The sequence below is a fragment of the Alteromonas infernus genome, assembly GCF_902705815.1.
Genome location: NZ_CACSIG010000075.1, coordinates 23,537 through 49,401, shown reverse-complemented (window position 1 = coordinate 49,401; position 25,865 = coordinate 23,537). Strand labels below are relative to the sequence as shown.

23 protein-coding genes are annotated in these 25,865 nt (G+C 46.5%); 21 read left to right on the top strand and 2 right to left on the bottom strand.

Annotated elements, in window-relative coordinates; all coding sequences use genetic code 11:
• The first annotated feature begins 342 nt into the window (after positions 1-342).
• The 21 genes from trmJ (at position 343) to der (ending at position 22,506) form a co-directional block, all read left to right on the top strand.
• Positions 343-1,128 carry a tRNA (cytosine(32)/uridine(32)-2'-O)-methyltransferase TrmJ gene (gene trmJ / locus ACX5J7_RS17285; RefSeq protein WP_012519012.1) on the top strand — a complete coding sequence of 262 codons (786 nt, stop codon included), beginning with the start codon at positions 343-345 and terminating at the stop codon, positions 1,126-1,128.
• A 5-nt stretch (positions 1,129-1,133) separates the two neighbouring features.
• Positions 1,134-1,958 carry a serine O-acetyltransferase gene (gene cysE, locus ACX5J7_RS17280; RefSeq protein WP_012519011.1) on the top strand — a complete coding sequence of 275 codons (825 nt, stop codon included), beginning with the start codon at positions 1,134-1,136 and terminating at the stop codon, positions 1,956-1,958.
• A 121-nt stretch (positions 1,959-2,079) separates the two neighbouring features.
• On the top strand, positions 2,080-3,555 hold the full coding sequence (locus ACX5J7_RS17275) for a flavin-containing monooxygenase (RefSeq protein ID WP_462835378.1): 1,476 nt from the start codon (positions 2,080-2,082) through the stop codon (positions 3,553-3,555).
• Positions 3,556-3,700: 145 nt separating this feature from the next.
• The gene (gene iscR, locus ACX5J7_RS17270; RefSeq protein ID WP_012519009.1) at positions 3,701-4,186 is read left to right on the top strand and encodes a Fe-S cluster assembly transcriptional regulator IscR; all 486 of its coding nucleotides are present in this window, start codon (positions 3,701-3,703) and stop codon (positions 4,184-4,186) included.
• A gap of 18 nt (positions 4,187-4,204) precedes the next feature.
• A complete protein-coding gene (locus ACX5J7_RS17265; protein ID WP_012519008.1) occupies positions 4,205-5,371 on the top strand; it encodes an IscS subfamily cysteine desulfurase in 1,167 nt (388 codons plus the stop codon).
• 344 nt (positions 5,372-5,715) lie between these two features.
• The gene (gene sufB, locus ACX5J7_RS17260) at positions 5,716-7,152 is read left to right on the top strand and encodes a Fe-S cluster assembly protein SufB (RefSeq protein ID WP_012519007.1); all 1,437 of its coding nucleotides are present in this window, start codon (positions 5,716-5,718) and stop codon (positions 7,150-7,152) included.
• 3 nt (positions 7,153-7,155) lie between these two features.
• Positions 7,156-7,917: a Fe-S cluster assembly ATPase SufC gene (gene sufC / locus ACX5J7_RS17255; protein ID WP_015067617.1), complete on the top strand. Its 762-nt coding sequence runs from the start codon at positions 7,156-7,158 to the stop codon at positions 7,915-7,917.
• Positions 7,914-9,170 carry a Fe-S cluster assembly protein SufD gene (gene sufD, locus ACX5J7_RS17250; protein ID WP_498707660.1) on the top strand — a complete coding sequence of 419 codons (1,257 nt, stop codon included), beginning with the start codon at positions 7,914-7,916 and terminating at the stop codon, positions 9,168-9,170. Before sufC ends, sufD begins: the two co-directional genes overlap by 4 nt.
• Positions 9,167-10,384 (top strand): aminotransferase class V-fold PLP-dependent enzyme, encoded by a 1,218-nt coding sequence (locus ACX5J7_RS17245; RefSeq protein ID WP_498707659.1) that lies wholly within the window; start codon positions 9,167-9,169, stop codon positions 10,382-10,384. Before sufD ends, ACX5J7_RS17245 begins: the two co-directional genes overlap by 4 nt.
• Before the next feature lie 9 nt (positions 10,385-10,393).
• Positions 10,394-10,750, top strand: coding sequence for a HesB/IscA family protein (locus ACX5J7_RS17240; protein WP_012519003.1), 357 nt, complete (start codon positions 10,394-10,396; stop codon positions 10,748-10,750).
• 51 nt (positions 10,751-10,801) lie between these two features.
• Positions 10,802-11,335, top strand: coding sequence for a putative Fe-S cluster assembly protein SufT (gene sufT / locus ACX5J7_RS17235; RefSeq protein ID WP_020743950.1), 534 nt, complete (start codon positions 10,802-10,804; stop codon positions 11,333-11,335).
• Between the two features lie 67 nt (positions 11,336-11,402).
• Entirely contained in the window at positions 11,403-11,813 is a 411-nt protein-coding gene (locus ACX5J7_RS17230) for a SufE family protein (protein ID WP_020743949.1), read from the top strand.
• A 279-nt stretch (positions 11,814-12,092) separates the two neighbouring features.
• A complete protein-coding gene (gene ndk, locus ACX5J7_RS17225) occupies positions 12,093-12,524 on the top strand; it encodes a nucleoside-diphosphate kinase (RefSeq protein ID WP_012519000.1) in 432 nt (143 codons plus the stop codon).
• A gap of 400 nt (positions 12,525-12,924) precedes the next feature.
• The gene (gene rlmN, locus ACX5J7_RS17220) at positions 12,925-14,043 is read left to right on the top strand and encodes a dual-specificity RNA methyltransferase RlmN (RefSeq protein WP_012518999.1); all 1,119 of its coding nucleotides are present in this window, start codon (positions 12,925-12,927) and stop codon (positions 14,041-14,043) included.
• A gap of 24 nt (positions 14,044-14,067) precedes the next feature.
• On the top strand, positions 14,068-15,261 hold the full coding sequence (gene pilW / locus ACX5J7_RS17215; RefSeq protein ID WP_341456321.1) for a type IV pilus biogenesis/stability protein PilW: 1,194 nt from the start codon (positions 14,068-14,070) through the stop codon (positions 15,259-15,261).
• 6 nt (positions 15,262-15,267) lie between these two features.
• The gene (locus ACX5J7_RS17210) at positions 15,268-16,320 is read left to right on the top strand and encodes a RodZ domain-containing protein (protein ID WP_012518997.1); all 1,053 of its coding nucleotides are present in this window, start codon (positions 15,268-15,270) and stop codon (positions 16,318-16,320) included.
• A gap of 8 nt (positions 16,321-16,328) precedes the next feature.
• A complete protein-coding gene (ispG, locus tag ACX5J7_RS17205) occupies positions 16,329-17,447 on the top strand; it encodes a flavodoxin-dependent (E)-4-hydroxy-3-methylbut-2-enyl-diphosphate synthase (protein WP_012517543.1) in 1,119 nt (372 codons plus the stop codon).
• Positions 17,448-17,530: 83 nt separating this feature from the next.
• Positions 17,531-18,814, top strand: a complete 1,284-nt coding sequence (hisS, locus tag ACX5J7_RS17200) for a histidine--tRNA ligase (RefSeq protein ID WP_157316347.1) — start codon at positions 17,531-17,533, stop codon at positions 18,812-18,814.
• Positions 18,815-18,826: 12 nt separating this feature from the next.
• Entirely contained in the window at positions 18,827-19,447 is a 621-nt protein-coding gene (locus tag ACX5J7_RS17195; RefSeq protein ID WP_498707657.1) for a YfgM family protein, read from the top strand.
• 44 nt (positions 19,448-19,491) lie between these two features.
• Positions 19,492-20,751, top strand: a complete 1,260-nt coding sequence (bamB, locus tag ACX5J7_RS17190) for an outer membrane protein assembly factor BamB (protein WP_012518994.1) — start codon at positions 19,492-19,494, stop codon at positions 20,749-20,751.
• Between the two features lie 309 nt (positions 20,752-21,060).
• Positions 21,061-22,506: a ribosome biogenesis GTPase Der gene (der, locus tag ACX5J7_RS17185; protein WP_012517547.1), complete on the top strand. Its 1,446-nt coding sequence runs from the start codon at positions 21,061-21,063 to the stop codon at positions 22,504-22,506.
• A 708-nt stretch (positions 22,507-23,214) separates the two neighbouring features.
• Here the strand turns inward: der and ACX5J7_RS17180 are convergent.
• Positions 23,215-24,465, bottom strand: a complete 1,251-nt coding sequence (locus tag ACX5J7_RS17180) for a hypothetical protein (RefSeq protein WP_498707656.1) — start codon at positions 24,463-24,465, stop codon at positions 23,215-23,217.
• Positions 24,466-24,480: 15 nt separating this feature from the next.
• Positions 24,481-25,833 carry an exodeoxyribonuclease VII large subunit gene (gene xseA / locus ACX5J7_RS17175; RefSeq protein ID WP_023559789.1) on the bottom strand — a complete coding sequence of 451 codons (1,353 nt, stop codon included), beginning with the start codon at positions 25,831-25,833 and terminating at the stop codon, positions 24,481-24,483.
• Positions 25,834-25,865 lie beyond the last annotated feature (32 nt).

The window sequence follows — 25,865 nt, the reverse complement described above, 5'->3', positions numbered from 1 at the left end:
AAAATAGCTAGTTGTTTTCGAAAACGGGCGGAGTCTACCAGAATCCACGCACGATGCAAATGAATTCAAGGCTGAACGCAAGGTGAAGTAGAATAGCTTTTTGCCACTTTAAACGGCGATGCCTAGAAATGGGGCTGACAACATAGATAGTGCCGCGGTCTTTCGTTATGAGAAACGTCGAAAGAAAGCAAACTACATAAGCAATCGAACAGGTAGCATGCCGTTGTGAGTGAATAGCCATCTATACTGCCGCTGTGATAAACTTGCCCTAATTGAAGTTCATTAGATGATGCTTAACATATCAGTATCATCCTTTTTTGAAAGTACGTAGGTATCACAGGCATGCTCGAAAATATTCGCATCATTTTGGTTAACACCTCTCACACTGGGAACATTGGCTCCACCGCACGAGCGATGAAGACTATGGGGCTCAGTAGCCTTTATCTTGTTGACCCAGTGAACGAACCTGATGGCCAAGCAAGCGCGCTTGCTGCAGGCGCTGGTGATGTACTTGCGAACGCAAAAATTGTAGGTACGCTGGAAGAAGCGGTAAAAGACTGTGGTTTAGTTGTAGGCACATCAGCCCGTTCTCGTACGCATTCTTGGCCTATGCTTGGCCCTCGTGATTGCGGTGAAAAGCTAGTTCAAGAAGTAGAGAAGTACCCGGTCGCATTGGTCTTTGGCCGTGAAAATAGTGGCTTAACAAATGAAGAATTACAGCAGTGTCATTTCCATATGTGTATTCCGGCGAACCCTGAATACAGCTCGCTTAACCTAGCTGCTGCGGTTCAAACCTTATGTTATGAAATTCGCATGGCCTTCCTAAATCGTGAAACCTACCCAAGCGTAGAGGAAACGTACCCATTAAACGAAGATTTAGAGCGTTTTTACGCGCACCTTGAAACGACACTAGAGGGGACATCGTTTATACGCAAGAGTCACCCTGGTGTGGTTATGACTAAGCTTCGTCGTTTGTTCAATCGAGCACGCCCAGAGTCGCAAGAGTTGAATATCTTGCGCGGTATTTTGGCGTCTATCGATAAATCGGTTAAGTCAGCAAGTGTAAGTCAAAGTGACTCAACTGAAGCGCCGGTTAACGAAAACACGTCGAAAGAAGAGCAAGAGTAAGCATTATGTTTGCCCGTATCAAAGATGACATTAAAGGGGTTTTCCATCGCGACCCAGCGGCAAGAAATACCTTTGAAGTGCTAACTAATTACCCCGGTCTACATGCAGTATGGCTACACCGCGTAAGCCACAAGTTGTGGAAGGCTGAATGGAAGTGGTTGGCACGCACGTTATCAACCTTTAGTCGCTGGCTGACGGGCATAGAAATTCACCCTGGAGCAACACTGGGCAGGCGGGTATTTATAGACCATGGTATGGGCGTGGTCATTGGCGAAACCGCAGAGATTGGTGACGATGTTACGCTATATCATGGCGTTACGCTTGGTGGTACTAGCTGGAAAGCCGGTAAACGTCATCCAACCCTTAAAAAAGGGGCGGTAGTAGGCGCTGGCGCTAAAGTGTTAGGGCCTATTATCATTGGTGAAAATGCCAAAGTCGGCTCAAATTCCGTAGTGGTGAAAGATATTCCAGACGGCGCCACTGCGGTGGGTATCCCCGGTCGTATTATTATCTCAAAGCAGGATGATGGGAAAGCGACGGTTAACCCCCAGCGTGACAAAATAGCGCAAAAATACGGTTTTGATGCGTACGCTGTAGCGCCCGATAACCCAGATCCTGTGGCCAATGCCATGGGAGTAATGCTTGAGCACATGCATCAGATGGATACCAAAGTTGAGGAAATGTGCAAGGTCATTCAGTCATTAGGTGGTGATGTGTGTACCGATAATTTACACAACATCAGTGCTGAAGATTTCGCGGATACGGGCTTTGACTTGACGGAGGCCCATGAACGAGAGAAAGCGCATTCGTCTTTCGACCCGGCAATTTAACGCCTTAGTTCCACGTCTGGATTAAGGTGTGTTTTACAAATTGTTAACGTACGTGTTGACTCCCCCGTAACTCCAACATACATTGAAATCAAAATGTTAGTTGTCACGTTTCAGGGCGGTTATGCAAAACACGTTGCCATTTCTAGACGTTTTAATCGTAGGGGCCGGTATCTCGGGTGTTGGCTGTGCGTACCATATTCAAAAGAAATGCCCTGACTTGTCATACACTATTATAGAAGCGCGTGCCGACCTCGGTGGAACATGGGACTTATTTAAATACCCAGGCATTCGCTCCGACTCTGATTTATTCACCTTTGGCTACGACTTCAAGCCTTGGAAAGAGAAAAAGGCCATTGCAGATGGCCGCTCGATAAAAGCTTATGTCGAGGAAACGGTAAACGAGAACGGCATAAAAGAGAATATACGATTTCGCACACGCGTTATTGATATCGATTGGCAAGGTGACAAGCAGTATTGGCTTGTCACGTTAAAATCAGAACAGAGCGAGCACACCGAGCAGGTCGCTACGAGGTGGGTGTTTAATGCCTCAGGCTATTACCGTTACGACAAAGGCTATACGCCTGATTTTAAGGGACAGTCGGCGTTTAAAGGTAAAATTGTCCACCCTCAGCACTGGCCAGAAGACCTAGAATATCAGGGTAAGCGCGTGGTGGTCATAGGCAGCGGAGCAACGGCAGTTACTTTGGTGCCAGCACTGGCTCAAACTGCTGCACACGTTACTATGCTCCAAAGAACGCCATCTTACGTATTGCCTGTACCCGTAGAGGATCCTGTCGCAAAGTATTTACGTGCGTGGTTTAACGACAATATTGCATTTAATGCCGCCAGGCGCTTTAACATCGCGAAACAGCGCTGGGTATACGCATTTTGTCAGCGCTTCCCGAAGCGAGCTCGAAAGATAATACGCAGCCTAAACGTTAAGATGCTGCCCGAGGGGTACCCTGTCGATACGCACTTCAACCCGCCTTATAATCCGTGGGAACAGCGACTTTGTGCCGTCCCGGGCGGTGATTTATTCGAGTCTATTTCTAAAGAAAAGGCGTCCATTGAAACGGATACTATTGCTACGTTTACCGAAACAGGCATTAAGCTTGATTCAGGTAAGCATATAGAGGCCGATATTATTGTAACGGCCACGGGTTTGAACCTTCTTCCGCTAGGGGGGGTAATTCCTAAAATAGATGGCGAGGCTGTTAAACTACCTGAGTGCATCACCTATAAGGGGATGTTACTCAGTGGCGTCCCTAATTTTGCCATTGCGGTGGGCTATACGGCATCTTCTTGGACACTAAAAATTGGCCTTCTATGTGAGCATTTTACCCGTTTGCTTAATCATATGAATAAACGAGGCTTTACGCAGTGCACCCCTATTGCAGAACCGGATATGGAAACACAACCACTGCTTAACTTTGGCGCGGGTTATATTCAGCGTTCACTCGATAAGTTACCCCGGCAGGGTACGCGTTATCCTTGGTCGATGTCATTTAATTATGCCGAAGACGTGAAAATTTTCAGAAAGGGACGTGTTGACGACCCAGCGTTGAAATTTGAAAAACGTCATGAAAAAAGGGCCTGACAAGGTCGCACACGCCCAAGGTATTTTCATAAAAAAAAGCGATTGATTAAATCAATAATACTTGACTAATTTACTGGGTTTTATACTTGACCATTTTAGTCAGGTATGTGAGAATTTCGCCATTATATAACGGCGGGAGAATCCAATGAAACTCACTTCTAAAGGGCGCTATGCGGTTACCGCAATGCTTGATGTCGCTTTGCATTCAAAGCGTGGTCCAGTGCCTCTTGCCGACATTTCAGAACGACAAGAAATCTCTTTATCTTATCTTGAGCAGCTGTTTTCTCGCTTGCGCAAAGAGCAGTTAGTCGACAGTGTTCGCGGCCCCGGCGGCGGCTACCTATTGGGTCGAGAAGCGAGCGAGATAGCCATAGGTGAGGTGATCCGCGCAGTAGATGAGTCTATCGATGCGACGCGCTGCCAAGGGCAGGCCGATTGCCAAGGCGGTGATCGTTGTCTAACCCATAGTCTGTGGCAAGATTTAAGTGACCGCATTGCGGCGTTTTTAAATTCAATTACCTTAGGTGAATTAATGGCAAAGCGGGATGTACAAGAAGTAGCGGGTCGTCAAGACGGCAATGCATCACTTCGTCATATCACCAAAGATATTGAAGTAAGTATTCAACTTTAAATAGGTTTTGAGCATCGCATGGCTTTATCAACACCCATTTACTTAGATTACGCGGCAACAACGCCGGTCGACCCTCACGTCGCTGATGCGATGTCGAAGTGCCTAACCCTAGATGGCAACTTCGGCAATCCTGCTTCTCGCAGTTACCGTTTCGGCTGGATGGCAGAAGAGGCCGTCGACGTTGCCAGAAATCAAATTAGCGACGTACTTAATTGCGACCCTAGAGAGGTCGTGTTTACCTCAGGTGCAACGGAATCAAACAACCTTGCGATTAAAGGCGTAGCACAAGGATATCAGGAAAAAGGAAGACATATCATCACGGTGAACACCGAGCATAAAGCGGTGTTAGATACCTGTGAGTACCTCGAAAGCCATGGCTTTGAGGTGACTTATTTAAGCGTCAAGCAAGACGGCTTACTTGATATTAATGATTTGAAAGGCGCCATGCGCGACGACACCATTTTAGTGTCGGTCATGCATGTCAACAACGAGCTTGGTGTAATTCAAGATATGCAAGCTATTGGCGAGCTTTGCCGTGAACATGGAGTGCTCTTTCACGTGGATGGTGCACAAAGTGTAGGCAAGATTGCTATCGATTTAGCCCAAGTGCCTATCGACTTGCTTTCTATCTCGGCGCATAAGATTTACGGGCCGAAGGGAATGGGAGCTTTGTATGTGCGTCGCCGCCCTAAAATTAATTTGGTTGCACAAATTCACGGTGGCGGGCATGAACGCGGTATGCGCTCTGGGACGCTGGCCACTCACCAAATTGTAGGGATGGGGGAAGCACTCGCGTTAGCCGCGTCGAAAATGAAAGATGACAGCGCTCGCATACTCTCACTGAGGGAGTCGCTTTGGCAAGGTTTACAGCAGCTTGACGGCGTTTATCTAAATGGCCATGCCACTCAGCGAATCCCTGGCATCTTAAACGTCAGTTTCGCCGGTGTTGACGGTGAAAGCTTGATGATGGGACTGAACGATATTGCTGTGTCATCGGGCTCAGCATGTACATCGGCAAGCCTTGAACCCTCTTATGTGTTAAAGGCTATTGGGCGAAGTAATGAATTAGCGCACGCCGGTATCCGTTTTAGTGTTGGGCGTTTTACAACCCAAGACGACATAGATTACGTAGTAAAGAAAGTAGTAGACGTAACTACACGATTACGTGAAGCCGTAACGGCTTAAATCTTCTACGAATCTGAGCCAAAGCGAAGACGATGAACAAAAATTAATGGCCATACGGCGGTGACGAAGCCGTAGGCTCCGTTAAATAAGTATTTACCGCCGTAAATTAGTGGCTGAATATTTGAGTGAAATAGTCGGGTATTATATACTACGGCACCAAAATTTTAGGCTGTCCTCAATGTAACTGGCAGCTTCAACTGCGCTACGCAACGTTTTTACAACGAGCCGCGTTCAGGTTGAGCAGAGGTTATGCGATAAATTACCAAGACCGTGGGGTAATTTATTTGCCAGTTAAGTAACGAATTTAGTGGCAGCAAATGCAGGCAAACAAGTGAGATCCCAACATGAGTGAACAGATCGAACAGGCGTTAGAAAGAAAGTACGATGCAGGTTTCTATTCAGAAATCGAGTCAGAAACGTTTGAAAGCGGCCTGGACGAGTCGGTTATCCGCCGCATATCAGCAATGAAAAACGAGCCTGAATGGATGCTTGAATGGCGCTTGAAGTCGTACCGTGCATGGCTTGAAATGGAAGAGCCAGACTGGGCGCATGTGGATTATCCAAAAATCGACTATCAGTCCATTTCTTACTACTCGGCACCAAAGAGTATGAAAGACAAGCCTCAGTCGCTAGACGAGGTGGACCCAGAGTTACTGCGTACCTACGAAAAGCTTGGTATTCCGCTTCATGAGCAAGAAATGCTGGCGGGTGTAGCTGTAGATGCGGTATTCGACTCGGTTTCCGTTGTGACGACATTCCGCGAAAAGCTGGAAGATGCAGGGGTAATTTTTTGCCCGATTTCTGAAGCGGTTCAGAAGTACCCAGACCTTGTGAAAAAATATATCGGTTCTGTGGTTCCTCGCACGGACAACTACTTTGCGGCACTAAACAGTGCAGTATTTACTGACGGTTCATTCGTTTATATTCCAAAAGGCACCCGCTGCCCTATGGAGCTATCAACCTATTTCCGTATTAACGAAATGAATACCGGTCAGTTCGAACGTACGCTTATTGTTGCCGATGAAGGCAGCTACGTGAGCTACCTAGAAGGCTGTACCGCGCCTCAGCGCGATGAAAACCAGCTGCATGCCGCTGTGGTTGAACTGGTCGCGATGGACGATGCGCAAATCAAATACTCGACGGTACAAAACTGGTACCCGGGCGATGAAAACGGTAAAGGCGGTATTTACAACTTCGTGACCAAGCGCGGTGTTGCACACACGAACGCTAAAATCTCTTGGACGCAGGTTGAAACGGGCTCTGCGGTAACGTGGAAGTACCCAAGCTGTGTACTTAAAGGCGACAATAGCGTAGGTGAGTTCTACTCAGTAGCCCTAACACGTGGTCGTCAGCAGGCAGATACCGGTACTAAGATGATTCACGTGGGTAAAAACACCAAGTCGACCATCATCTCTAAAGGTATCTCAGCAGGGAATAGTAACAATGCCTATCGTGGACTGGTTCAAATGGGCCCGCGGGCAGACGGTGCACGTAACTTTACCGAGTGCGACTCGCTGCTGATTGGCGACAAGTGTGGTGCACACACGTTCCCGTATATCGAAAGCCGCAATCCTTCAGCCATTGTTGAGCACGAAGCGACAACATCGAAGGTGAGCGACGAACAATTATTTTTGTGTCAGCAACGTGGCTTAGACACAGAGAAAGCCGTTTCTATGATTGTTAACGGTTTCTGTAAAGAAGTATTCAAAGAGCTACCAATGGAATTTGCCGTAGAAGCCGGCAAACTGCTCGAAATTAGTCTTGAAGGTTCAGTGGGGTAATCAATGCTTAGTATCAAGAATTTACATGCCAGCGTGGAAGAGAAAAACATCATTAAAGGTCTTAACCTTGAAGTTAAACCTGGTGAAGTACACGCTATCATGGGCCCCAACGGTGCCGGTAAAAGTACACTAGGTTACGTACTATCTGGCCGTGATGGCTACGAAGTGAGTGATGGTGAAGCCACGCTTAACGGTAAAGACTTACTTGAGCTTGACGTTGAAGAGCGCGCTCGAGAAGGCCTGTTTTTAGCGTTTCAGTACCCAGTTGAAATTCCTGGCGTAAGCAACATGGAATTTATGAAAGAGTCGGTTAACGCCATGCGTGAAGAGCGCGGCGAAGCGCCACTGACGGCTGCTGAGTTTCTTAAAAAAGCGAAAGAAGCCTGTAAGCAAGTTCAACTTCCCCTGGATTTCTTAAAGCGTGGCGTTAACGAAGGCTTCTCTGGTGGTGAGAAAAAACGTAACGAAATCATGCAAATGATTTTGCTTGAGCCAAAGCTTTGTATTCTGGACGAATCAGACTCTGGCCTTGACGTTGATGCACTACAAGTGGTTGCCGATGGCGTAAACAGCCAGCGCGACGGTGAGCGTAGCTTCATTGTTGTTACCCACTACCAGCGTCTTCTCGACTACATCAAGCCTGACTTTGTACACATTCTTGCCGACGGTAAAATTGTGAAAAGTGGTGATGCGTCACTGGCACTAGAAGTTGAAAAGAGTGGTTACGCTTTCCTAGGTAAGGCGTATGAGGAGGCCGAGGCATGAGTCAATGGCTAGAACAGGTCATTGATACAGCACAGCGCGACGATTATCTATCGCCCGTGCGTCAACAGGCCTTAGCACAACTAAAAGCCGACGGCTGGCCAGCGCGCAGAAACGAAAGCTGGCGCTTTACGCCGCTTACGCCAATTGAAAAGCGTGAAGCAAAGCAAGCAGTGCAAGCTGACAACTTGCCAGTACCGGCTATTGATAATTTAAATGCTATCGATCTTATTTTTGTCGATGGCGTGCTGGTTACACAGGTTAATACGCTTGATGTGCCAACTGGCATGAGTATTACGTCACTAAACAGTGATGATGCTGCTACGCAACAGGCGATTAGCAGCGTGTATGGCAAAGTTAAGCCTAGCCGTCATATGTTTGGTTTGGTAAACGATGCGCTATGCCAACATGGTATTTTTATTAATGTTGAAGCAGGCGTGAAAATCGACACACCAGTGCGCATTGTGAACATGGCGTCGCAAAATGTAGATGCCCACACGCGCGTGGTAGTAAAAGTAGCAGAAGGCGCAAGCGCCACTGTTATCGAGCAAGGCTTTGGTGATACTGAAAGCTTAACCACGGCGTTTGCTGAATACGATTTGGCGGATGATGCTCATCTAGAGCACTATCGTTTCGCTATGTTTACTGGCAAAGCAAAGCAACTAGGCGGTAGCCACTTCAAGCTACACAACCGCACCACGCTCAATAGCACCATGGTGGGTTATGGCAGCGAACTGTCGCGCTTAGACGTAGACATTCACCATGCGGGCGAGTTTGCTGACGCGAAAATGAATGCTGTTTATTTGTTGGCAGAAGGCGAGTTGTTCGACCTGCACTCTACCATTGAGCACGCTATGCCTAACGGTACTACCGAGGAAAATGCGCGCGGTATTGTGGGTGATAAAGCGCGCGCTGTGTTTAACGGTCGTATTCATATTCACCGAGACGCACAGAAAACGCTGGCTGAACTGAACAACCGCAATTTGTTATTGTCACGCCGCGGCGTAATTAATACCAAGCCTGAGCTTGAAATTTACGCAGATGACGTAAAGTGTGCCCACGGAGCAACCGTAGCTGAAATTGAAGAAGAAGCCTTGTACTACATGCTGACTCGTGGCATTCCGCGTAGTAAAGCACTTGTTATGCTTAACTTCGGCTTCATTCAAGAGCTGATAAACGATGTACCAAATGGGGCAATCCGTGAATGGCTTGCGCCACTGTTAAGTGAACGCTTCGCCCAAATGGAGGTGAAATGAGCCTAGACGTTGCAGCACTTCGTGCCCAGTTTCCTATTTTATCAAAGACGGTAGACGGCAAACCGCTAGTCTACCTAGATAACGCAGCGACCACGCAAAAACCGCAAGCGGTAATAGACGCGTTGGTAGACTTTTATACGGGCACGAACGCGAACGTGCATCGCGGTGCTCATCACTTGTCTGATGAAGCCACCCGTCGATATGAAAATGCACGTAGCAGCGTCGCGAGTTTCATTAATGCCAACGCCCGCGAAGAAGTTATTTGGACGTCGGGCACCACTGAGGCCATTAACATCGTGGCCAATGGCCTAGGTCAGCTTCTCGGTGAAGGTGATGAAGTGATGGTCACCGAGCTTGAGCACCATGCTAACTTGGTTACGTGGCAACAGGCCTGTCGTCGCGCTGGCGCTACGCTCAACATTGTACCTATTTTCGATACTGGTGAGCTTGATGTAGAAGCCTTTGATAGACTGCTTTCAAGTAACACCAAAATGGTCGCCTTCCCGCACGTGTCAAATGCCTTGGGAACGGTAAACCCAATTAAACTGCTAACGCAAAAAGCCAAAGCATTAGGGGCCTGGGTTTTGGTTGATGGTGCGCAGGGTATAGCCCATGGCGGTGTAGACGTACAAGACATCGGCTGCGACTTTTACGCATTTTCAGGGCATAAGCTTTTTGGCCCAACAGGCATTGGCTGCTTGTGGGGTAAAAAAGAGGTCCTAGAAACCTGGCCAGTTTGGCAGGTTGGTGGCGAGATGATCAAGGATGTCACCTATCACGAAGCGACGTGGGGCCCTTTACCTAACCGCTTAGAAGCCGGTACCCCAAATATCGCCGGCGCTATCGGAATGGGGGCGGCAGTTGACTGGTTTAGCGCCCTTGATTTAAACGCATTACACGAACATGAGCAAAAGCTGCTGGCCTATGCCACCGAGCAGGCTGAAGCCTTTGAAGGGATGCGTATTATTGGTACAGCACCAAACAAGGTTGGCGTGTTAAGCTTTTTGCTTGAAGGTGCGCATCCAGCCGATGTGGGCTTTATTTTAGATAGACAAGGCGTGGCTATTCGCACAGGTGATAACTGTGCGCAACCACTGATGAAGCGATTCGGCATACCGGGTACCGCTCGTGCGTCGTTTTCAATTTACAATACGCTTGAAGAAGTAGACAGCTTATTTGCTGCGCTTAAAAAAGCAAAAATGATGTTGGCCTAAGGAGGCATTATGAGTGTTGAAACGTTTGTACCTAGTACAAAACTCATTACGCTAACTGACAGTGCCGTTAAGCATTTCGAAAGTAAGCTTAAAGACAAGCCTGGTCAGTTAATTCGTTTATCAACAAAAGTAAGCGGCTGTACGGGCTATGCTTACGTGCTTGATTTCGCTGACAGCGCCCAAGCAGATGATGAAATTATTGAAATTTCTCCCCTTGTTAATGTAGCGGTTGCCGCAGATGCAACCGATCTTTTGCGTAACACCGAGATTGACTATGTTATGGAAGGCGTAAACGGCATTATCAAGTACAACAACCCTAATGTTGTTGATGAATGTGGGTGTGGCGAGAGTTTTAACGTAGGTTAATTGCCGCGCAAAAGCACTTCAGTTGTAGAATTAAAGAGTACTAAGTCGTTTATGAAACAAAAAATGGTGACCACCGAGCGCGATTGTAAAGCGCGTTTGGTGCCAGCGGGTAACCCAACTGTTATCCCTGAAGGCGAGTTTGTGAATATCACCCAAGAGCTCGGTGGTAACTACACGGTAACGTGGCGCGGTAATATGTACCGCATTGACGGTACTGACGCGGGCGCTATCGGTCGCAAAGCGATGACGTTGACCTTTGATGCGCCAGAAGATGGTAACATTAGCGAACAGCAAGTGTGGGATGCCTTAGAGACTATTTTTGACCCCGAAATTCCAATTAATCTGGTTTCATTGGGGCTTATATATAAAGTCGAAATTGATCAAGCATCCGGTGACGTCAATATTGATATGACGCTTACCGCACCGGGTTGTGGCATGGGACCGGTTCTGGTCGGTGACGTGGAGTATCGTGTAGCCATGGTGCCCCATGTGAAAAACGTCAATGTTGAGCTAGTGTTCGACCCAGCATGGTCACGAGACATGATGAGTGAAGAAGCGCAGCTTGAAGCGGGCCTTTTCTTCTAAGCACACTAGCCATCGTTTATCGCCTTGTCGTTTAACCTTATTACAGATTTTAAAAGCGGAAATAGAAATGCAATTACCAAGTAGTGAAGAGATTATTGATGATTTAGCGTTCTTCGACGATTGGGAACAGCGATATCAGTACATCATTGACTTAGGCAAATCTATTCCAGGTTTACCCGAAGACGCGAAAACCCCTGAGCGCCTAGTGAAAGGCTGTCAAAGCAGCGTGTGGTTAGTCGAATCTTATGACGGGAACAAAATTACCTTTGACGTAGATAGCGACGCGGTTATCGTTCAAGGTTTATTAGCACTAGTGCTTGCCGCCTACAACGATAAAACCCCAGCAGATATCGTAGCGTTTGATATCGACGGGTACTTCGAAGCGTTAGATCTGGAGCGTCATATTACCCCAACGCGGGGTAATGGCTTGCGCGCTATTGTGGGTAAAATCCAAGAACTAGCCAAAGCTAACGCTTAGTATTTGGTGGCTCATCGCTTTTCCGACATCGTTTTATTCGGTCGTCGCTGAGTCGATAGGGCAGGTTGTGTTGCAACTGAACATCTGCCTTCGCAAAATAATGTATACGTTGTCATCATATTGTCATAGCTAGTGCGCTATTCTGATATTACATTTGCAAGTAAAAACAATGCGTTAAGCCTGATTTGATAAAGGCTCTGGTCAAGCTGCTATTTATTGCCTATAATTCGCGGCCAAAATTTTAAGATACATACACTATTATTTGTTTGGAGAGATAACATGGCTCTTGAGCGTACTTTTTCGATTATCAAGCCTGATGCGGTAGCTAAAAACGTTATCGGTGCAATTTACAACCGTTTCGAATCTGCAGGTCTTCGCATTGTGGCATCTAAGATGATCCACATGAGCAAAGAGCAAGCAGAAGGCTTTTATGCAGAACACAAAGAGCGTCCTTTCTTCGGCGCACTTGTTGACTTCATGACGTCTGGTCCAGTTATGGTTCAAGTACTAGAAGGCGAAAACGCTGTTCTAGCTAACCGTGAAATCATGGGCGCAACTAACCCAGCTGATGCAGCTGCAGGTACATTACGTTCAGACTACGCTGCGTCAATCGACGAAAACGCAGTTCACGGTTCTGACGCGCCTGAGTCAGCAGCACGCGAAATTGCTTACTTCTTCTCTGAAGAAGAAATCTGCCCACGTACTCGCTAAGAATACGCTGGTAGGAAAAAACGAGGCCTTAGCGCCTCGTTTTTTTGTTTTCGGCGTTTGCAACGGTTTCTTACAGCCTAATTAAATCGTCGCTTACCCTCATCTTCTCTTCACCTATTCGCTTTTTTCTCAGCCGCGCTTGAAAGTAACAACGAAAATCACTAACTAAGGTGCTTGGGGATATCATCTATTTGCCAAGTGGAAGCAACCTCGCTGGCACGGCAATCTTAACCATCCTCTGCGCTAAATCGACTTTTTCTCATTTCTCATCTGTGGTAGAATCCGCGCAAATTTTAATCAGCACACGTCCGCTGCTCATTAGGTAGTCAGAACGCTGGTTATTACATCAATTTCAGCAGTAAGAGGGGGAACCCTCGAAGGTAAAAGGGTCATCTTATTCATGGCAAAAACTAACTTATTAAACCTAAATCGCGAAGGCTTGCGCAATTTCTTCAAGGAAATGGGCGAGAAACCGTTTCGTGCCGATCAGGTAATGAAATGGATTTACCAGCACGGTGTTAGCGATTTCGAGGAAATGAGTAACCTCAATAAAAACCTTCGTGCCATGCTTATTGAGAACTGTGAAATTAAAGCACCTGAAATTGCGTATTTTCAAGAAGCCAGTGACGGTACTATCAAGTTCGCATTGACCCTTGAAGGTGGACAGGAAGTGGAATCGGTGTGGATCCCCGAAACCGATCGCGCAACCTTGTGTGTCTCATCACAAGTAGGTTGTGCACTAGAGTGTACGTTCTGCTCGACAGCGCAGCAGGGTTTTAACCGAAACCTCAGCGTCAGCGAAATTATTGGTCAGGTATGGCGTGTTGCTACATTCCTTGGTCTGTCGAAAGACTCAAGTAAACGCCCCATCACCAACGTGGTAATGATGGGCATGGGTGAGCCATTACTTAACCTTAAAAACGTTGTACCGGCTATGGATATCATGCTAGATGATTTTGGGTTTGGTTTGTCAAAACGTCGCGTAACGTTAAGTACCTCTGGAGTGGTGCCAGCGCTTGATATGCTGGGCGACCAAATAGATGTAGCCCTCGCGATATCGCTTCACGCGCCAACGGATGAACTACGCAACGAAATCGTGCCGGTGAATAAGAAATACAATATAGAAGCATTCTTAGCAGGCGTACGTCGTTATCTAGCGAAATCAAAGGCAAACCAGGGCCGTGTAACGGTTGAGTACGTGATGCTTTCAAATATCAACGACAGTACTGAACAAGCGCACCAGCTGGCGAAAGTATTAAAAGATACGCCGAGTAAAATTAATTTAATACCGTTCAACCCATACCCGGGGTCACCGTACACCTGCTCGAGTAACTCCCGTATCGATAGATTCTCGAAAGTGCTTATGGAATACGGGTTTACCACGGTTGTTCGCAAGACCCGCGGCGATGATATTGATGCTGCGTGCGGTCAATTAGTAGGCGATGTAGTTGATAGAACGAAAAGATTGTTAAAAAAACAGGTGAAGGGCGAAGCGATTTCGGTAAAAATGGCCCAATAATCATTAAGATAATAGGGTAAGACTATGGTTGCGGGATTGCGTACTTCACTTCGGGTTAGTTTATTGAGTGCCGTTATAATGGTGACTGGCTGTGTAAGCAACAACCAGCCTGATTTATACGGGGGTAACTTCGATCATGAGGAAGCCGCTAAAACGAGAACGTCCCTTGGTCTTACCTACCTTCAAAACAACAACTACACGCAAGCGAAAAAGAATTTAGACAAAGCGCTGGCTTTTGACCCTCGCTCTGCCGATGTTCAGTTCGCCATGGCCTACTACTATCAACTAGTAGGCGACAACCGCCGTGCCGAAGAGTTCTACAAATCAGCGATAGACTTAGCGCCTGAGAATGGTGACATTGCAAACAGCTATGGTGCGTTTAAGTGTCAAAACGGGGAATACGATAAAGCTAAAGCCTATTTCTTTGATGCTATCAACAACCGCCTTTATGCAAATGCAGCGCAAACTTACGAAAACCTTGCGCTATGTGCACAAAGCCAAGGAAAAGTGGATGAGGCGATAGGCTACCTTCAAGACGCCTTGAAACACCAACCAGCCCGAGGAAAAACCCTCTTTCTATTAAGCGAGCTCTACGCTGTGTCTGAGCAGTGGGGCCTTGCTGAGTCTTCATTGAGTAAATACGAGCGCGTCGCAAAAATCACACCTGACTATTTATGGTTAGCGTATGAAGTTGCCAAAGGCCAAGGGGATCTCGAAGCGGCTAGAGACTATGGCGAAATGATGGTTTCGGTGTTTCCCGAAAGTGAACTGACGAAACGCTACCTTGTTCAACGAGATAGTTTGCAAAATAGGGTCGTTAGAACTGTTAAGTCTTCGCCTGTAAACGAAGTAGAAAGCCAGCAGGCAGGCGCTCAAGTGGAAAAGCAAAAACAGGGCGAAAACGCAGAGCAATCAACCACTTCAGAGGCAGAACTTGATGATGCGGGGGAGCAAAGCCAGCGTGTTGAGCCCAATGACGATGAGCAAACCACAACTTCAACATCCCCTTCAGATAACGAACAAAAGCAAAATATTGAATTATCTGAGCAAAGTGACAAATTCCATGTAGTAAAAGAAGGTGAAAACTTATATCGTATTTCTTTATTGCACAATATCAAAATGGCAACACTGCTAAAGTGGAATAACCTAGAAAATACTGGCGCTATTATTGCTGGTCAGACGCTTTGGTTAGTACCACCGAATATGCAGGAGGAATAAGGTTTAATGGTGTCAGAAGAAAAAGCGAATCAAGAAGTAACTTCGCAACAACAAGAAAATACGCCAAGCCCGGGGGCAATGCTAAAAGCGCGCCGTGAAACGCTAGGTTTGTCCCAACAAGACATTGCCGATAAATTATTTCTAAAATCATTTCAAATCAATGATTTAGAAAGTGACGTTATTGATGAGAAATCGTCGGTTACGTTTACGAAGGGATACGTAAGAAATTATGCTAAGCAATTAGGCATGAATTCTCATGAGGTTATTGAAGCGTTTGAGCGGTTTCACAACCAAACATCTGTTCCGTCTTCTGAAAAGCTACAAAGTTTTTCAAAGCGTGTCGCAAAACAGACACACGATGACAGATGGATGATGGTTACTTACATTATTCTGCTTCTTATTATAGCCGGTGTAGTGGTCTGGTGGTATCAACAACCTAATGACGAGTCAGTTGCCGAGTTACCCCTTACCGAAGCGGTTAAGCGTGAAGCTGCTAATACGCCTATTTCATCAACCGAACGTGGAACGAGTAGTTCACAGGCCGAAAAGCGTATTTCATCAGACAATACTGCCTCGCAAGCATCAACCTTAGGTAATGACACGTTAACGTCGCGTAGCGCTGAAGTGGGCGAGTCGCAGTCTGGTGAAGACACCGGCCCACAAGATGATGACTTTGCTCAAGACGGTAGTTTAAACGATGGGGCTATCTCGGCCCCAGATACAACCGTCGATGATAGCAATAATCTAACGGCGCTAGTTAGCGGCGACAATGAAGCTCAACAGTCTAGCCTGAAAATCAATACACAAAGTAGTGCAGCACCTATCTCAATGACTTTTACCTTTGACGATGATTGCTGGGTAAATATTAAAGACGCGTCTGGTGAAGCAATAGCCTATGGGGTTAAGCAAAAAGGGCGCGTTATGGAAATTCAAGGCGTACCTCCTGTTGAAGTTACGCTCGGTGCACCGGATAATGTGCGCATATCAGTTAACGGCGAGTCTGTTGATATTTCTTCATACCAAAATGGTAAAACAGCTCGGTTCGCACTTCCTTTATAGGTAATTAGATGTTTGCAGAAAGCCCTATTAAACGCAGAAAGTCTACGCGTATTAATGTAGGTAATGTTCCCATTGGCGATGGTGCTCCCATTGCTGTTCAATCCATGACAAATACTCGCACCACAGATGTGGCAGCGACAGTTGATCAGATAAACCGAATTGTAGCTGTCGGTGGTGAGATAGTTCGTGTATCTGTACCTACCATGGAAGCGGCAGAAGCATTCAAGGAAATAAAGAAGCAAGTAAGCGTACCCTTGGTCGCCGATATTCACTTTGACTATCGTATAGCGCTGAAAGTGGCAGAGTACGGCGTAGACTGCTTGCGCATAAATCCGGGCAACATTGGCAATATGGAGCGCGTTCGCTCTGTGGTTGACTGCGCGAAAGACAAAAATATTCCTATTCGGATTGGTGTTAATGGCGGCTCGCTAGAGAAAGACTTACAAGAAAAGTATGGTGAGCCCACGCCAGAAGCGCTGGTTGAGTCAGCCATGCGCCATGTAGATATTCTAGATAAGCTCAATTTTGACCAGTTTAAAGTCAGTGTTAAAGCTTCTGATGTATTTTTGGCTGTTGGCGCCTATCGCTTATTGGCACAAAAAATCGACCAACCCCTTCATTTAGGTATTACCGAAGCCGGTGGGCAACGAGCTGGGGCGGTTAAAAGCGCCGTCGGTTTGGGTATGCTTCTGGCCGAAGGCATAGGTGATACAGTACGTGTTTCACTTGCTGCTGACCCGGTCGAAGAAATCAAAGTTGGCTTCGATATCTTAAAGTCGCTGCGCATTCGCTCTCGCGGTATCAACTTTATTGCATGCCCTAGCTGCTCAAGACAAGAGTTTGATGTTATCGGCACGGTAAACGCCTTAGAACAAAGGCTAGAAGATATTCTAACCCCAATGGATGTTTCCATTATCGGGTGTGTGGTTAACGGCCCTGGGGAAGCTGAAGTATCTGACTTAGGGCTTACCGGCGCACGCAATATGAGCGGCCTTTACGAGGACGGGAAACGGGTTAAAGAACGCCTTCCAAATGACGATCTCGTTGACAAGCTAGAAGCGAAAATCCGTGCTAAAGCAGCGCGCCTAAGCGAGCAAAATAAAATTCAGGTTTCGGTGAAAGACTAAGAGACCTTTTTGTTCGTTGTTGTTTACTCCCAAAGCCCCTATAATGCGGGGCTTTTCACTATTTAGCAGTATGAGAATTTCACGTGGCTAAGACTATTCAGGCAATTCGAGGCATGAATGACTGCCTACCGGAGATTTCCGGCACATGGCAAAAGGTAGAATCTGTACTTCGTCAGGTTGTGGCGAGTTATGGCTACCAGGAAATACGCACCCCCATCGTTGAAAGCACCGATCTATTTAAGCGCTCTATTGGTGAAGTTACCGATATCGTTGAAAAGGAAATGTATACCTTTGAAGATAGAAATGGCGATAGCTTGACGCTGCGTCCAGAGGGTACAGCAAGTTGCGTGCGTGCGGGTAACGAGCATGGTTTACTGTATAACCAGCAACAGCGACTATGGTACATGGGCCCAATGTTTCGCCACGAGCGCCCACAAAAAGGTCGCTATCGCCAGTTTCACCAATTTGGTGTTGAAACCTATGGCATGGATGGACCTGACATAGATTTAGAAGTGATCCTCCTTAGTGCACGCTTCTGGAAATCCTTTGGCATAGAGCAGCATGTAAAACTACAAATCAACACGCTAGGCTCGAACGAGGCACGTGCGGCGTACCGCGATACTCTTGTGGCGTTTTTAAAAGAAAGAGCTGACCAGCTTGATGACGATTCGCTGCGTCGCCTTGAAACCAACCCGCTTCGCGTGCTTGATTCGAAGAACCCAGATGTTCAGGCTGCCATTGCAGACGCGCCGGCCCTTATCGATCACTTAGATGATGAGTCTAAGGCACATTTCGACACATTGTGTGCGCGACTTACACAAGCCGGTATCGAATTTGAAATTAACCCGCGCTTAGTGCGTGGGTTAGACTACTACAACAGAACAGTGTTTGAATGGGTAACCGATAGCTTGGGTGCGCAGGGCACAGTGTGTGCTGGCGGTCGTTATGATGGTCTAGTCGAACAGTTAGGTGGTAAAGCGACTCCAGCGGTTGGTTTTGCCATGGGTATTGAACGTTTGGTACTGTTACTGACCACGCTAACCGAAGAAGGCCAAGATACAAGCTTTGCCGATGTTTACGTGACAGCTATGGGTGACGATGCCCAGCCTTATGCCATAGAAGTGTCAGAAGCGCTTCGTAACGCGCTGCCTAATATCCGCATTATGATGCACTGCGGTGGCGGCAACTTTAAAAAGCAATTGAAGCGTGCAGACAAAACCGGTGCACGTTTGGCGCTGTTGTTAGGTAGTGACGAAATGCAGTCTCGTGAAGTGGGTGTAAAACCGCTACGCGACGGTCAAGAACAAGTTACAGTAAGCTTTGACACCTTAGCGGATAAGGTTGCTGAGATGCTGAGCGCAAAATAAGAAGAGGACATCATGGAACAGTTCGCAACAGAAGAACAACAAGTAGAAGCGATAAAGCGTTTTTGGAAAGAGCACGGTACTGCCATCATTGTGGGCGCAGCGCTAGGTTTAGGCGGCCTTTGGGGCTGGCGCTACTATTCAGAAACACAAATTGAGAGTAAAGAAGCAGCATCAGTTGCTTATCAAAATGCGGTTGAAACCTTCGGAAGCGAAGGTAGCGATGCTAAAGTGAATGCGTTCATTGAAGAAAACAAAGACAGTGGCTATGCCAGCATTGCCGGTCTTCTTGCCGCGAAACAAGCGGTAGATACTGGCGATTTAGATGCCGCTGCGTCTCATTTAAATAGCGTAGTCACCTTTGCTGAAAATGACGAGCTTAAGGTACTTGCGTCACTTCGTTTGTCTCGAGTGCAAATTGAAATGAACCAGCTGGACGCGGCGTTGTCTACGCTTAGCAACGTAACTAACGACGCATTTTCAGCAGAGGTTTCTGAATTAAAAGGCGATGTGTATCAAAAACAAGGTAAGTTTGATGATGCTCGTTTAGCTTATTCAAATGCGTTAGAAAAAAATGCCAATAACCCGCTTTTACAAATGAAGCTAGATAACTTATCGGTTTCAGCATCACAGTAAGCGTTAGCCTTTGGGCTGGTATAAAAAATAAAGAGGTACGCAATTTGTTTCACAACACGTGTGGCCGTAAAGGTCGATTTGCTCGCACGATAGGTATGGCATTAGCAGTGTCTATCACAATGTCTGGCTGCTCTACAATTTCAGACTGGTTTGCTGACGAAGAAGAAATCGAAATTCGTCGTTTAAAACCAATTGAAGCCAAATTCTCTCCAACGCTAGCTTGGGAGCGTGATATTGGTGATGGTGTTGATCATTACTTTTCTCGCCTTCGTCCTGTCTATGCTTATAATAAGCTCTACGCAGCAGACCGTCACGGCGCAGTAGTGGCGATGGAGCCGGAAACGGGTAAAGTGTTGTGGGAAAAAGATTTCGCGCAATTTCGCTCTGAAAGCATGATGAGCGCAGTAACCAAATTATGGCGCAGCGGTGAAACAGCACGGATCGGTGGTATTTCAGTAGCAGATAGACACGTATTTATTGGTACTGAAAATGGCTATATCGCCGCGATGGACGCAGAAACCGGCGAACTGGCGTGGGATGCAACCGTGCCAGGTGAAATCTTAGCGGCGCCAGCTGCCGATGAGGGTATCCTTGTGGTAAACACAGGTGCAGGTAGCCTTTTTGGCTTCAATACCCGTACTGGCGAAGAGGTGTGGAGACATGAAGGTGACACGCCCCCGTTAACACTTCGTGGTATTTCAGGTCCTATCGCCTCAAACGGTGGTGTCATAGTTGGAACACCCACCGGAAAAATTCAGGTAAACCTTATCGAAACCGGTGTGTTGGCGTGGGAAACGGTTATAGCAACACCATCAGGTGCAACAGAACTTGAGCGTATTGTCGATATTGATACAACACCTGTTTTATTTGGTGGAACAGTTTACACGGTTTCGTATAACGGCACGCTAGCAGCCGTTGAATTGCGCTCGGGCCGGGTTATTTGGAAGCGTGAATACGCATCGTTTCGTAACTTGAACATCGACGGCAATAAGATTTTTGTTGTTGATAACAACTCAAATGTATACGCGCTGGATAGACGAAATGGCGTAGAGCTATGGTCTCAGGGTTTGCTCAAGAAGCGCTCATTAACTGCGGCTACACCGGTTGGCGATCACATTGTGGTTGGCGACAACTGGGGATTCTTGCATTGGATTGAGCAAGAAACTGGCGAAGTGGTAGCGCGACTGGATGTGGGTGGCGATGACGAAGACGACGCTATTTTCGCAGCACCGCTAAAAGTTGACGACAGTGTTGTTGCTGTTACGCGAAATGGTGTAGTGGCATCGGTACAAGTACCTAATTAATCGATGTAGATACGCTACAGTAAATAAGCTTAACTAAGGCGCTTCAAGGCATACTTGAAGCGCCTTTTCTTTTGGCGGGCGAAAACCCATCAACCGATTAAATAAACCCTAGGCATTCTCGAAAAGCTCACGATTAAACTCGCAGCGAACTGCATTGGTATTAGGTAGTGAACAAGGTATAATGCGGCCATTCTCAAAAGCCTCTTGTAAAACACCACGTATTTAGAGACGCAATCTCAAAACCAAGTTAGTTGTATTTGGTGTGTGGCTTGTGCTTTTTTAGCTTTCATGACCCTTAGGATCTGATAAATGTTACCCGTTGTTGCTTTGGTTGGCCGCCCGAATGTAGGTAAGTCAACCTTGTTTAATCGCCTTACAAATACTCGTGACGCACTTGTTGCTGACTACCCGGGGCTAACTCGTGACCGTAAATACGGTCAAGCGAAATTTGAAAAGCGTCAGTTTATTGTAGTGGATACCGGCGGTATTACAGGCGACGAAGAGGGCATTGATGCAGAAATGGCACAGCAGTCGCTTTTAGCCATAGAAGAAGCAGACGTTGTACTGTTTTTGGTTGACGCACGAGCGGGTTTACTTCCTGCAGATCAAGGTATTGCCGATCACTTACGCCGTATTAATAAACAGATCTTTGTCGTTGCTAACAAAGTTGACGGTATTGACGGTGACAGTGAAAGTGCAGAGTTTTACTCCCTTGGACTTGGTGCAATAAAGCAAATTGCTGCGGCACATGGTCGCGGTGTTAGCCAGTTACTGCAAGATGCGCTAAAACCCCTTGAGTCAGACTTCCCTGATATGGAGATCATCGACGAAGCGCCTGAAGAAGAGGAAGATGCAGAAAGTCAGCGTCAGCGCTTACAAGAGTTGCCTATTAAACTGGCTATTGTGGGTAAGCCAAATGTGGGTAAGTCTACGTTAACAAACCGTATTCTTGGTGAAGAGCGCGTGGTCGTTTACGACATGCCTGGTACCACACGCGACAGCGTTTACATCCCAATGGAAAGGGACGAACGAGAATATATTTTGATTGACACCGCAGGTGTTAGAAAGCGTAAAAAAATCAGCGAAGCGGTAGAAAAATTTTCAATTGTAAAAACGCTACAGGCTATCGAAGAAGCCAACGTCGTGCTGCTGGTTATCGATGCAAGAGAAGGCATCACCGATCAAGATTTGAGTTTATTGGGTTTTGTACTCAATTCTGGACGCTCACTGGTGGTGGCGGTAAATAAGTGGGATGGGTTAAGTACCGATATTAAAGATGATATAAAGCGCGAGATGGACCGTCGTTTAGGCTTTATTGACTTCGCGCGTATTCACTTTATTTCTGCTTTGCACGGTTCAGGCGTTGGAAACTTATTTGAGTCGGTACAAGAAGCTTACATGAGCGCGACGAAGCGTATTAATACTGCGCTGCTTACTCAAATTATGGAAATGGCGCAAGATGACCACCAACCGCCACTTGTGCGCGGTCGCAGGGTGAAAATGAAATACGCCCATGCAGGCGGGTACAACCCACCTGTTATCGTTATTCATGGTAATCAGGTAGATGATTTACCGAGCTCGTATAAACGCTTCTTAATGAACTACTTCAGAAAAGCGTTAGAAATAATGGGCACGCCTATCAAGATTGAGTTCAGAGAGGGTAACAACCCTTTTGAAGGTAAAAAGAACAACCTTACTTTGGCGCAGCAGCGCAAGCGCCGTCGTATGATGTCTTACTACAAAGAGAAAAAGTAAGCGTCGATTTAAATAGCTACCTAGTTGTATCTAGGTAGCAACCCCTTCCTTTATTTGCGTGCTTTTAAGCTGCCGCCCCTCGCTATATTGTGAGTAAAACTCGCTTACGCCGCCATATAATCTAAACCTTTTTGCCTTTGATGGGTATTTCGCTTATTCCAGCGTCCTAAGCAGTACGTGCAGGATATATAGGGCACGAAGTCTTGATGTATCAGAATTACATGGCGCGTGTAAACCTTGCAGGAATGGGTGGGCCGAGTCGAGGCAAGAGAGGCTTCATTACTTATGTTTACGACGTGTACCGGACGCGCTATCAATAGAAAAGCGCATGCGTAGAAATATGCGTAAATAATTGAATACTGGTGTTCTTTTTGCTCTACCTAGTTGCTACGCATGTTCTTCTGTCTATGGCGAGGGCTTGCTAAACAGCAATAAACATCATTTATAAATGACATTGGCAAGCAGCATTAGGGAGTTACTGTGTCAGTAGTGAAATCATATAACCACACCTCATCACTTCAAAAAAACCAGGTGTATAACTGGTATGACAGATATAAACCAAAACAACAGTTAAAAACTTATGTACTTAGCGATAATGTGAAGCCAAAAGCAACGCCTAAAACCTCTTTTATCAAGCGTCTTTCCGCGAAATAGCGACCTCGGTTAATTGCCTGAATATCAATGTAAGCTACCCAATGGCAAATGTACTTACTGTTGAGGCCGCTGCAACAGCAGTGCGCGCACGTTTTTCATCATTTTAGATTCTTCTGGTACTTCTATTTTTACAATGAGCTTATCCACTATATTGTCCGAATAGTCGGGCGGGAAAGTGGTAGATACTTTAATAATTTTATCTTGTCGTCGAAAAACGTAGGTGGTGGCATAGATGGATGGTGATGATTCAGAAGTCGCGCTAAGGCCTAATCGCCATCCAAAAATTTGGTTATTAACCTCGTAGCGAGCAGCGGGCTTTACTTGGGACAAGGTGAGTTTTTGTATTTGTGCGTTACTCTTGGCTCGCTTTAGGTCTTCCTCTAACTGCTTTGGCAGCAACTCATTTTCGTCGAGAGTAAGTTGTTCTAAAAAGGGGTAAACGGTAACGTCAATTAATGCATCTTCGTATGCCGGATGCGTATAACGGGTTATCGCGCCGCTAAAGGGGTCAGCGTAAAGCTGAGTAGCTAATTTGGTAAATTCACCCACCGCACTAGGTACCTGTAACGCGCTTTCATAATTGCTTGCCTCTAGCGCGGTAAATAAATATTGGCTTGTGAATAGCCCCGTACGTTCTGCATAGTCAAGCCATTTTGAAACAAGTGTTTGTGGGGCTTGTTGTTGGGCGTTAGCTATACCTTCTTGTGAACCCTGCCTTTTACTTTTTATTTTATTAGTATCGTTATTTAATGACGCACTAAACGACGCTGAGTCTATTTCAATGCCGCGCCACTGTATTGTAAATTCAGCATATTGTTTAGCGTCTTTTGGCATTAAATTATCATGTGTAGTCCTTGGTGCTGGGCCGACATTTGCTATAAGCAATTCGTAATCGTTACCCTCGCCAAAAGGGCGAAGGTTAGTAAAAACGCCAGATTTTATTATTTGCTCAATAAAGGCATCGGGGGATATGGCATCTTCGATACATAATTCGTTGTTAGCAAATAAGGCACTTTCATTGACGTAGCCATCAATACTTTCATGTTGAGGTTTAAAAGAAGTGACCGTTTTCGTTTCAACATCTATTTGGCGTTGGGTTTGACAGGATTGTTGCAGGGCGTCGCTGGGATAGGTAGAGAAAACGGATACCGGTAGGTTAACTTCGGCTCCCCAGGCCAAACTGGGTAAAAGTGAGAGGGAAAAATACAGGGTAAAAAGCAGCACAAACCCCTGTATAACGGGAGCAGGAAAAAGCGCCCGTCGGTGTAATGTGAAAAAAGAATTCGGGTTTACCTTAACGGGCATAAAACTAAAGGCTACCTATTGCCGTTGAATATTTGTCACTGTACTGGTTATTTCGCCATCAGTCACTCGTGTTTTTATCTCATCGCCTACATTAACCTTGCTAACGTTATTAACCGTAGTGCTATCAGTAAGGGTAATGCTGTAGCCTCGAGCCAACGTAGAGAGCGGGCTTACAGATTGTAAGAGTGTTACGGAACCACCGAGTTCACTTTTCTTGTTTTTGAGCAAGGCAGTCATAGTAGCGATCAACTTAGCGTTTGCGTAACTAAGTTTGTCTTTCGCTCGGGCTACACGCGCCGCAGGCGATTGTTGATTTAATCGGTAGTTAAGCGCATGAACGCGCTTTTCCGCAGTGGACATATCCCTTTGCATTGCGTGTACTAAGCGCAGCTGTAACCTGTCTAAGGTTTGCCACTGAGACTGTATACGACTTTGCGGGTGCAGAGCATCTAAGCGCTGCTTTTTAAGGGTCAGTTGTTGCTTATTCGCCTGAATACAATGGTTCATCGCGCGGGCCAAACGCTGCTTCTGCTGGTTTATGGTTTGATAGAGCGCTGTAGAGTCTTGACTTAAAATTTCTGCCGCAGCAGATGGGGTGGGAGAGCGTACATCAGCCACAAAGTCGCTAATGGTAAAGTCTACTTCGTGGCCAACGGCGCTCACGATGGGAAGGGTACTGGCGGCTATTTCTCTGGCCAAGCTTTCATCGTTAAAGCACCATAAATCTTCCAGCGAGCCTCCGCCTCTGGTGAGTAGAAGCACGTCGACCTCTGAACGTTGGTTAGCTTTACGCAGCGCATTAATTAGCTGAAGCGGTGCGGCTTCACCCTGTACCATAGATGGGTAAACAATAACCTCAGTTTGCGGGCTTCTGCGTTTCAATACGCTTAAGACATCGTGAAGCGCTGCGCCGCTTGATGAAGTGATCACTCCAATGCGATTTATACGTTCAGGCAGTGGCCGCTTATTCGTTGCATCAAATAGCCCTTCATTATTAAGCTTGAATTTTAATGCTTCAAACGCTTGCTTAAGCGCACCTTCACCGTCGCTTTCCATGTGCTCAACAACAAGTTGATAGTCACCGCGGGCTTCATATAGTCCTACCGAAGCGCGCACTAAAATTTTATCGCCTTCTTTTGGGCGAAGGCGTACATTGCGATTAGCGCCTTTAAACATGGCGGCGCGAACTTGCGCTTTATTGTCTTTCAGGGTGAAGTACCAATGCCCTGAAGCGGCGGCCACAAAGTTTGATATTTCTGCAGATAGCCAAATAAGACCAATTTCGCCCTCTAGTACGGTTCTGGCGAGGCGATTTAGCTTAGTAACTGTTAAAATTTGTCGAGAGGTAGATGGCGAATTTGTAAACATAAAAAAAATCACAAGGTTTAATACATTTAGAG

Excerpts from the sequence above, each read along its gene's own strand:
- trmJ (WP_012519012.1), top strand. The coding sequence starts at position 343 with ATGCTCGAAAATATTCGCATCATTTTGGTTAACACCTCTCACACTGGG.
- cysE (WP_012519011.1), top strand. The coding sequence starts at position 1,134 with ATGTTTGCCCGTATCAAAGATGACATTAAAGGGGTTTTCCATCGCGAC.
- ACX5J7_RS17275 (WP_462835378.1), top strand. The coding sequence starts at position 2,080 with ATGCAAAACACGTTGCCATTTCTAGACGTTTTAATCGTAGGGGCCGGT.
- iscR (WP_012519009.1), top strand. The coding sequence starts at position 3,701 with ATGAAACTCACTTCTAAAGGGCGCTATGCGGTTACCGCAATGCTTGAT.
- ACX5J7_RS17265 (WP_012519008.1), top strand. The coding sequence starts at position 4,205 with ATGGCTTTATCAACACCCATTTACTTAGATTACGCGGCAACAACGCCG.
- sufB (WP_012519007.1), top strand. The coding sequence starts at position 5,716 with ATGAGTGAACAGATCGAACAGGCGTTAGAAAGAAAGTACGATGCAGGT.
- sufC (WP_015067617.1), top strand. The coding sequence starts at position 7,156 with ATGCTTAGTATCAAGAATTTACATGCCAGCGTGGAAGAGAAAAACATC.
- sufD (WP_498707660.1), top strand. The coding sequence starts at position 7,914 with ATGAGTCAATGGCTAGAACAGGTCATTGATACAGCACAGCGCGACGAT.
- ACX5J7_RS17245 (WP_498707659.1), top strand. The coding sequence starts at position 9,167 with ATGAGCCTAGACGTTGCAGCACTTCGTGCCCAGTTTCCTATTTTATCA.
- ACX5J7_RS17240 (WP_012519003.1), top strand. The coding sequence starts at position 10,394 with ATGAGTGTTGAAACGTTTGTACCTAGTACAAAACTCATTACGCTAACT.
- sufT (WP_020743950.1), top strand. The coding sequence starts at position 10,802 with ATGAAACAAAAAATGGTGACCACCGAGCGCGATTGTAAAGCGCGTTTG.
- ACX5J7_RS17230 (WP_020743949.1), top strand. The coding sequence starts at position 11,403 with ATGCAATTACCAAGTAGTGAAGAGATTATTGATGATTTAGCGTTCTTC.
- ndk (WP_012519000.1), top strand. The coding sequence starts at position 12,093 with ATGGCTCTTGAGCGTACTTTTTCGATTATCAAGCCTGATGCGGTAGCT.
- rlmN (WP_012518999.1), top strand. The coding sequence starts at position 12,925 with ATGGCAAAAACTAACTTATTAAACCTAAATCGCGAAGGCTTGCGCAAT.
- pilW (WP_341456321.1), top strand. The coding sequence starts at position 14,068 with ATGGTTGCGGGATTGCGTACTTCACTTCGGGTTAGTTTATTGAGTGCC.
- ACX5J7_RS17210 (WP_012518997.1), top strand. The coding sequence starts at position 15,268 with ATGGTGTCAGAAGAAAAAGCGAATCAAGAAGTAACTTCGCAACAACAA.
- ispG (WP_012517543.1), top strand. The coding sequence starts at position 16,329 with ATGTTTGCAGAAAGCCCTATTAAACGCAGAAAGTCTACGCGTATTAAT.
- ACX5J7_RS17195 (WP_498707657.1), top strand. The coding sequence starts at position 18,827 with ATGGAACAGTTCGCAACAGAAGAACAACAAGTAGAAGCGATAAAGCGT.
- der (WP_012517547.1), top strand. The coding sequence starts at position 21,061 with ATGTTACCCGTTGTTGCTTTGGTTGGCCGCCCGAATGTAGGTAAGTCA.
- ACX5J7_RS17180 (WP_498707656.1), bottom strand. The coding sequence starts at position 24,465 with ATGCCCGTTAAGGTAAACCCGAATTCTTTTTTCACATTACACCGACGG.
- xseA (WP_023559789.1), bottom strand. The coding sequence starts at position 25,833 with ATGTTTACAAATTCGCCATCTACCTCTCGACAAATTTTAACAGTTACT.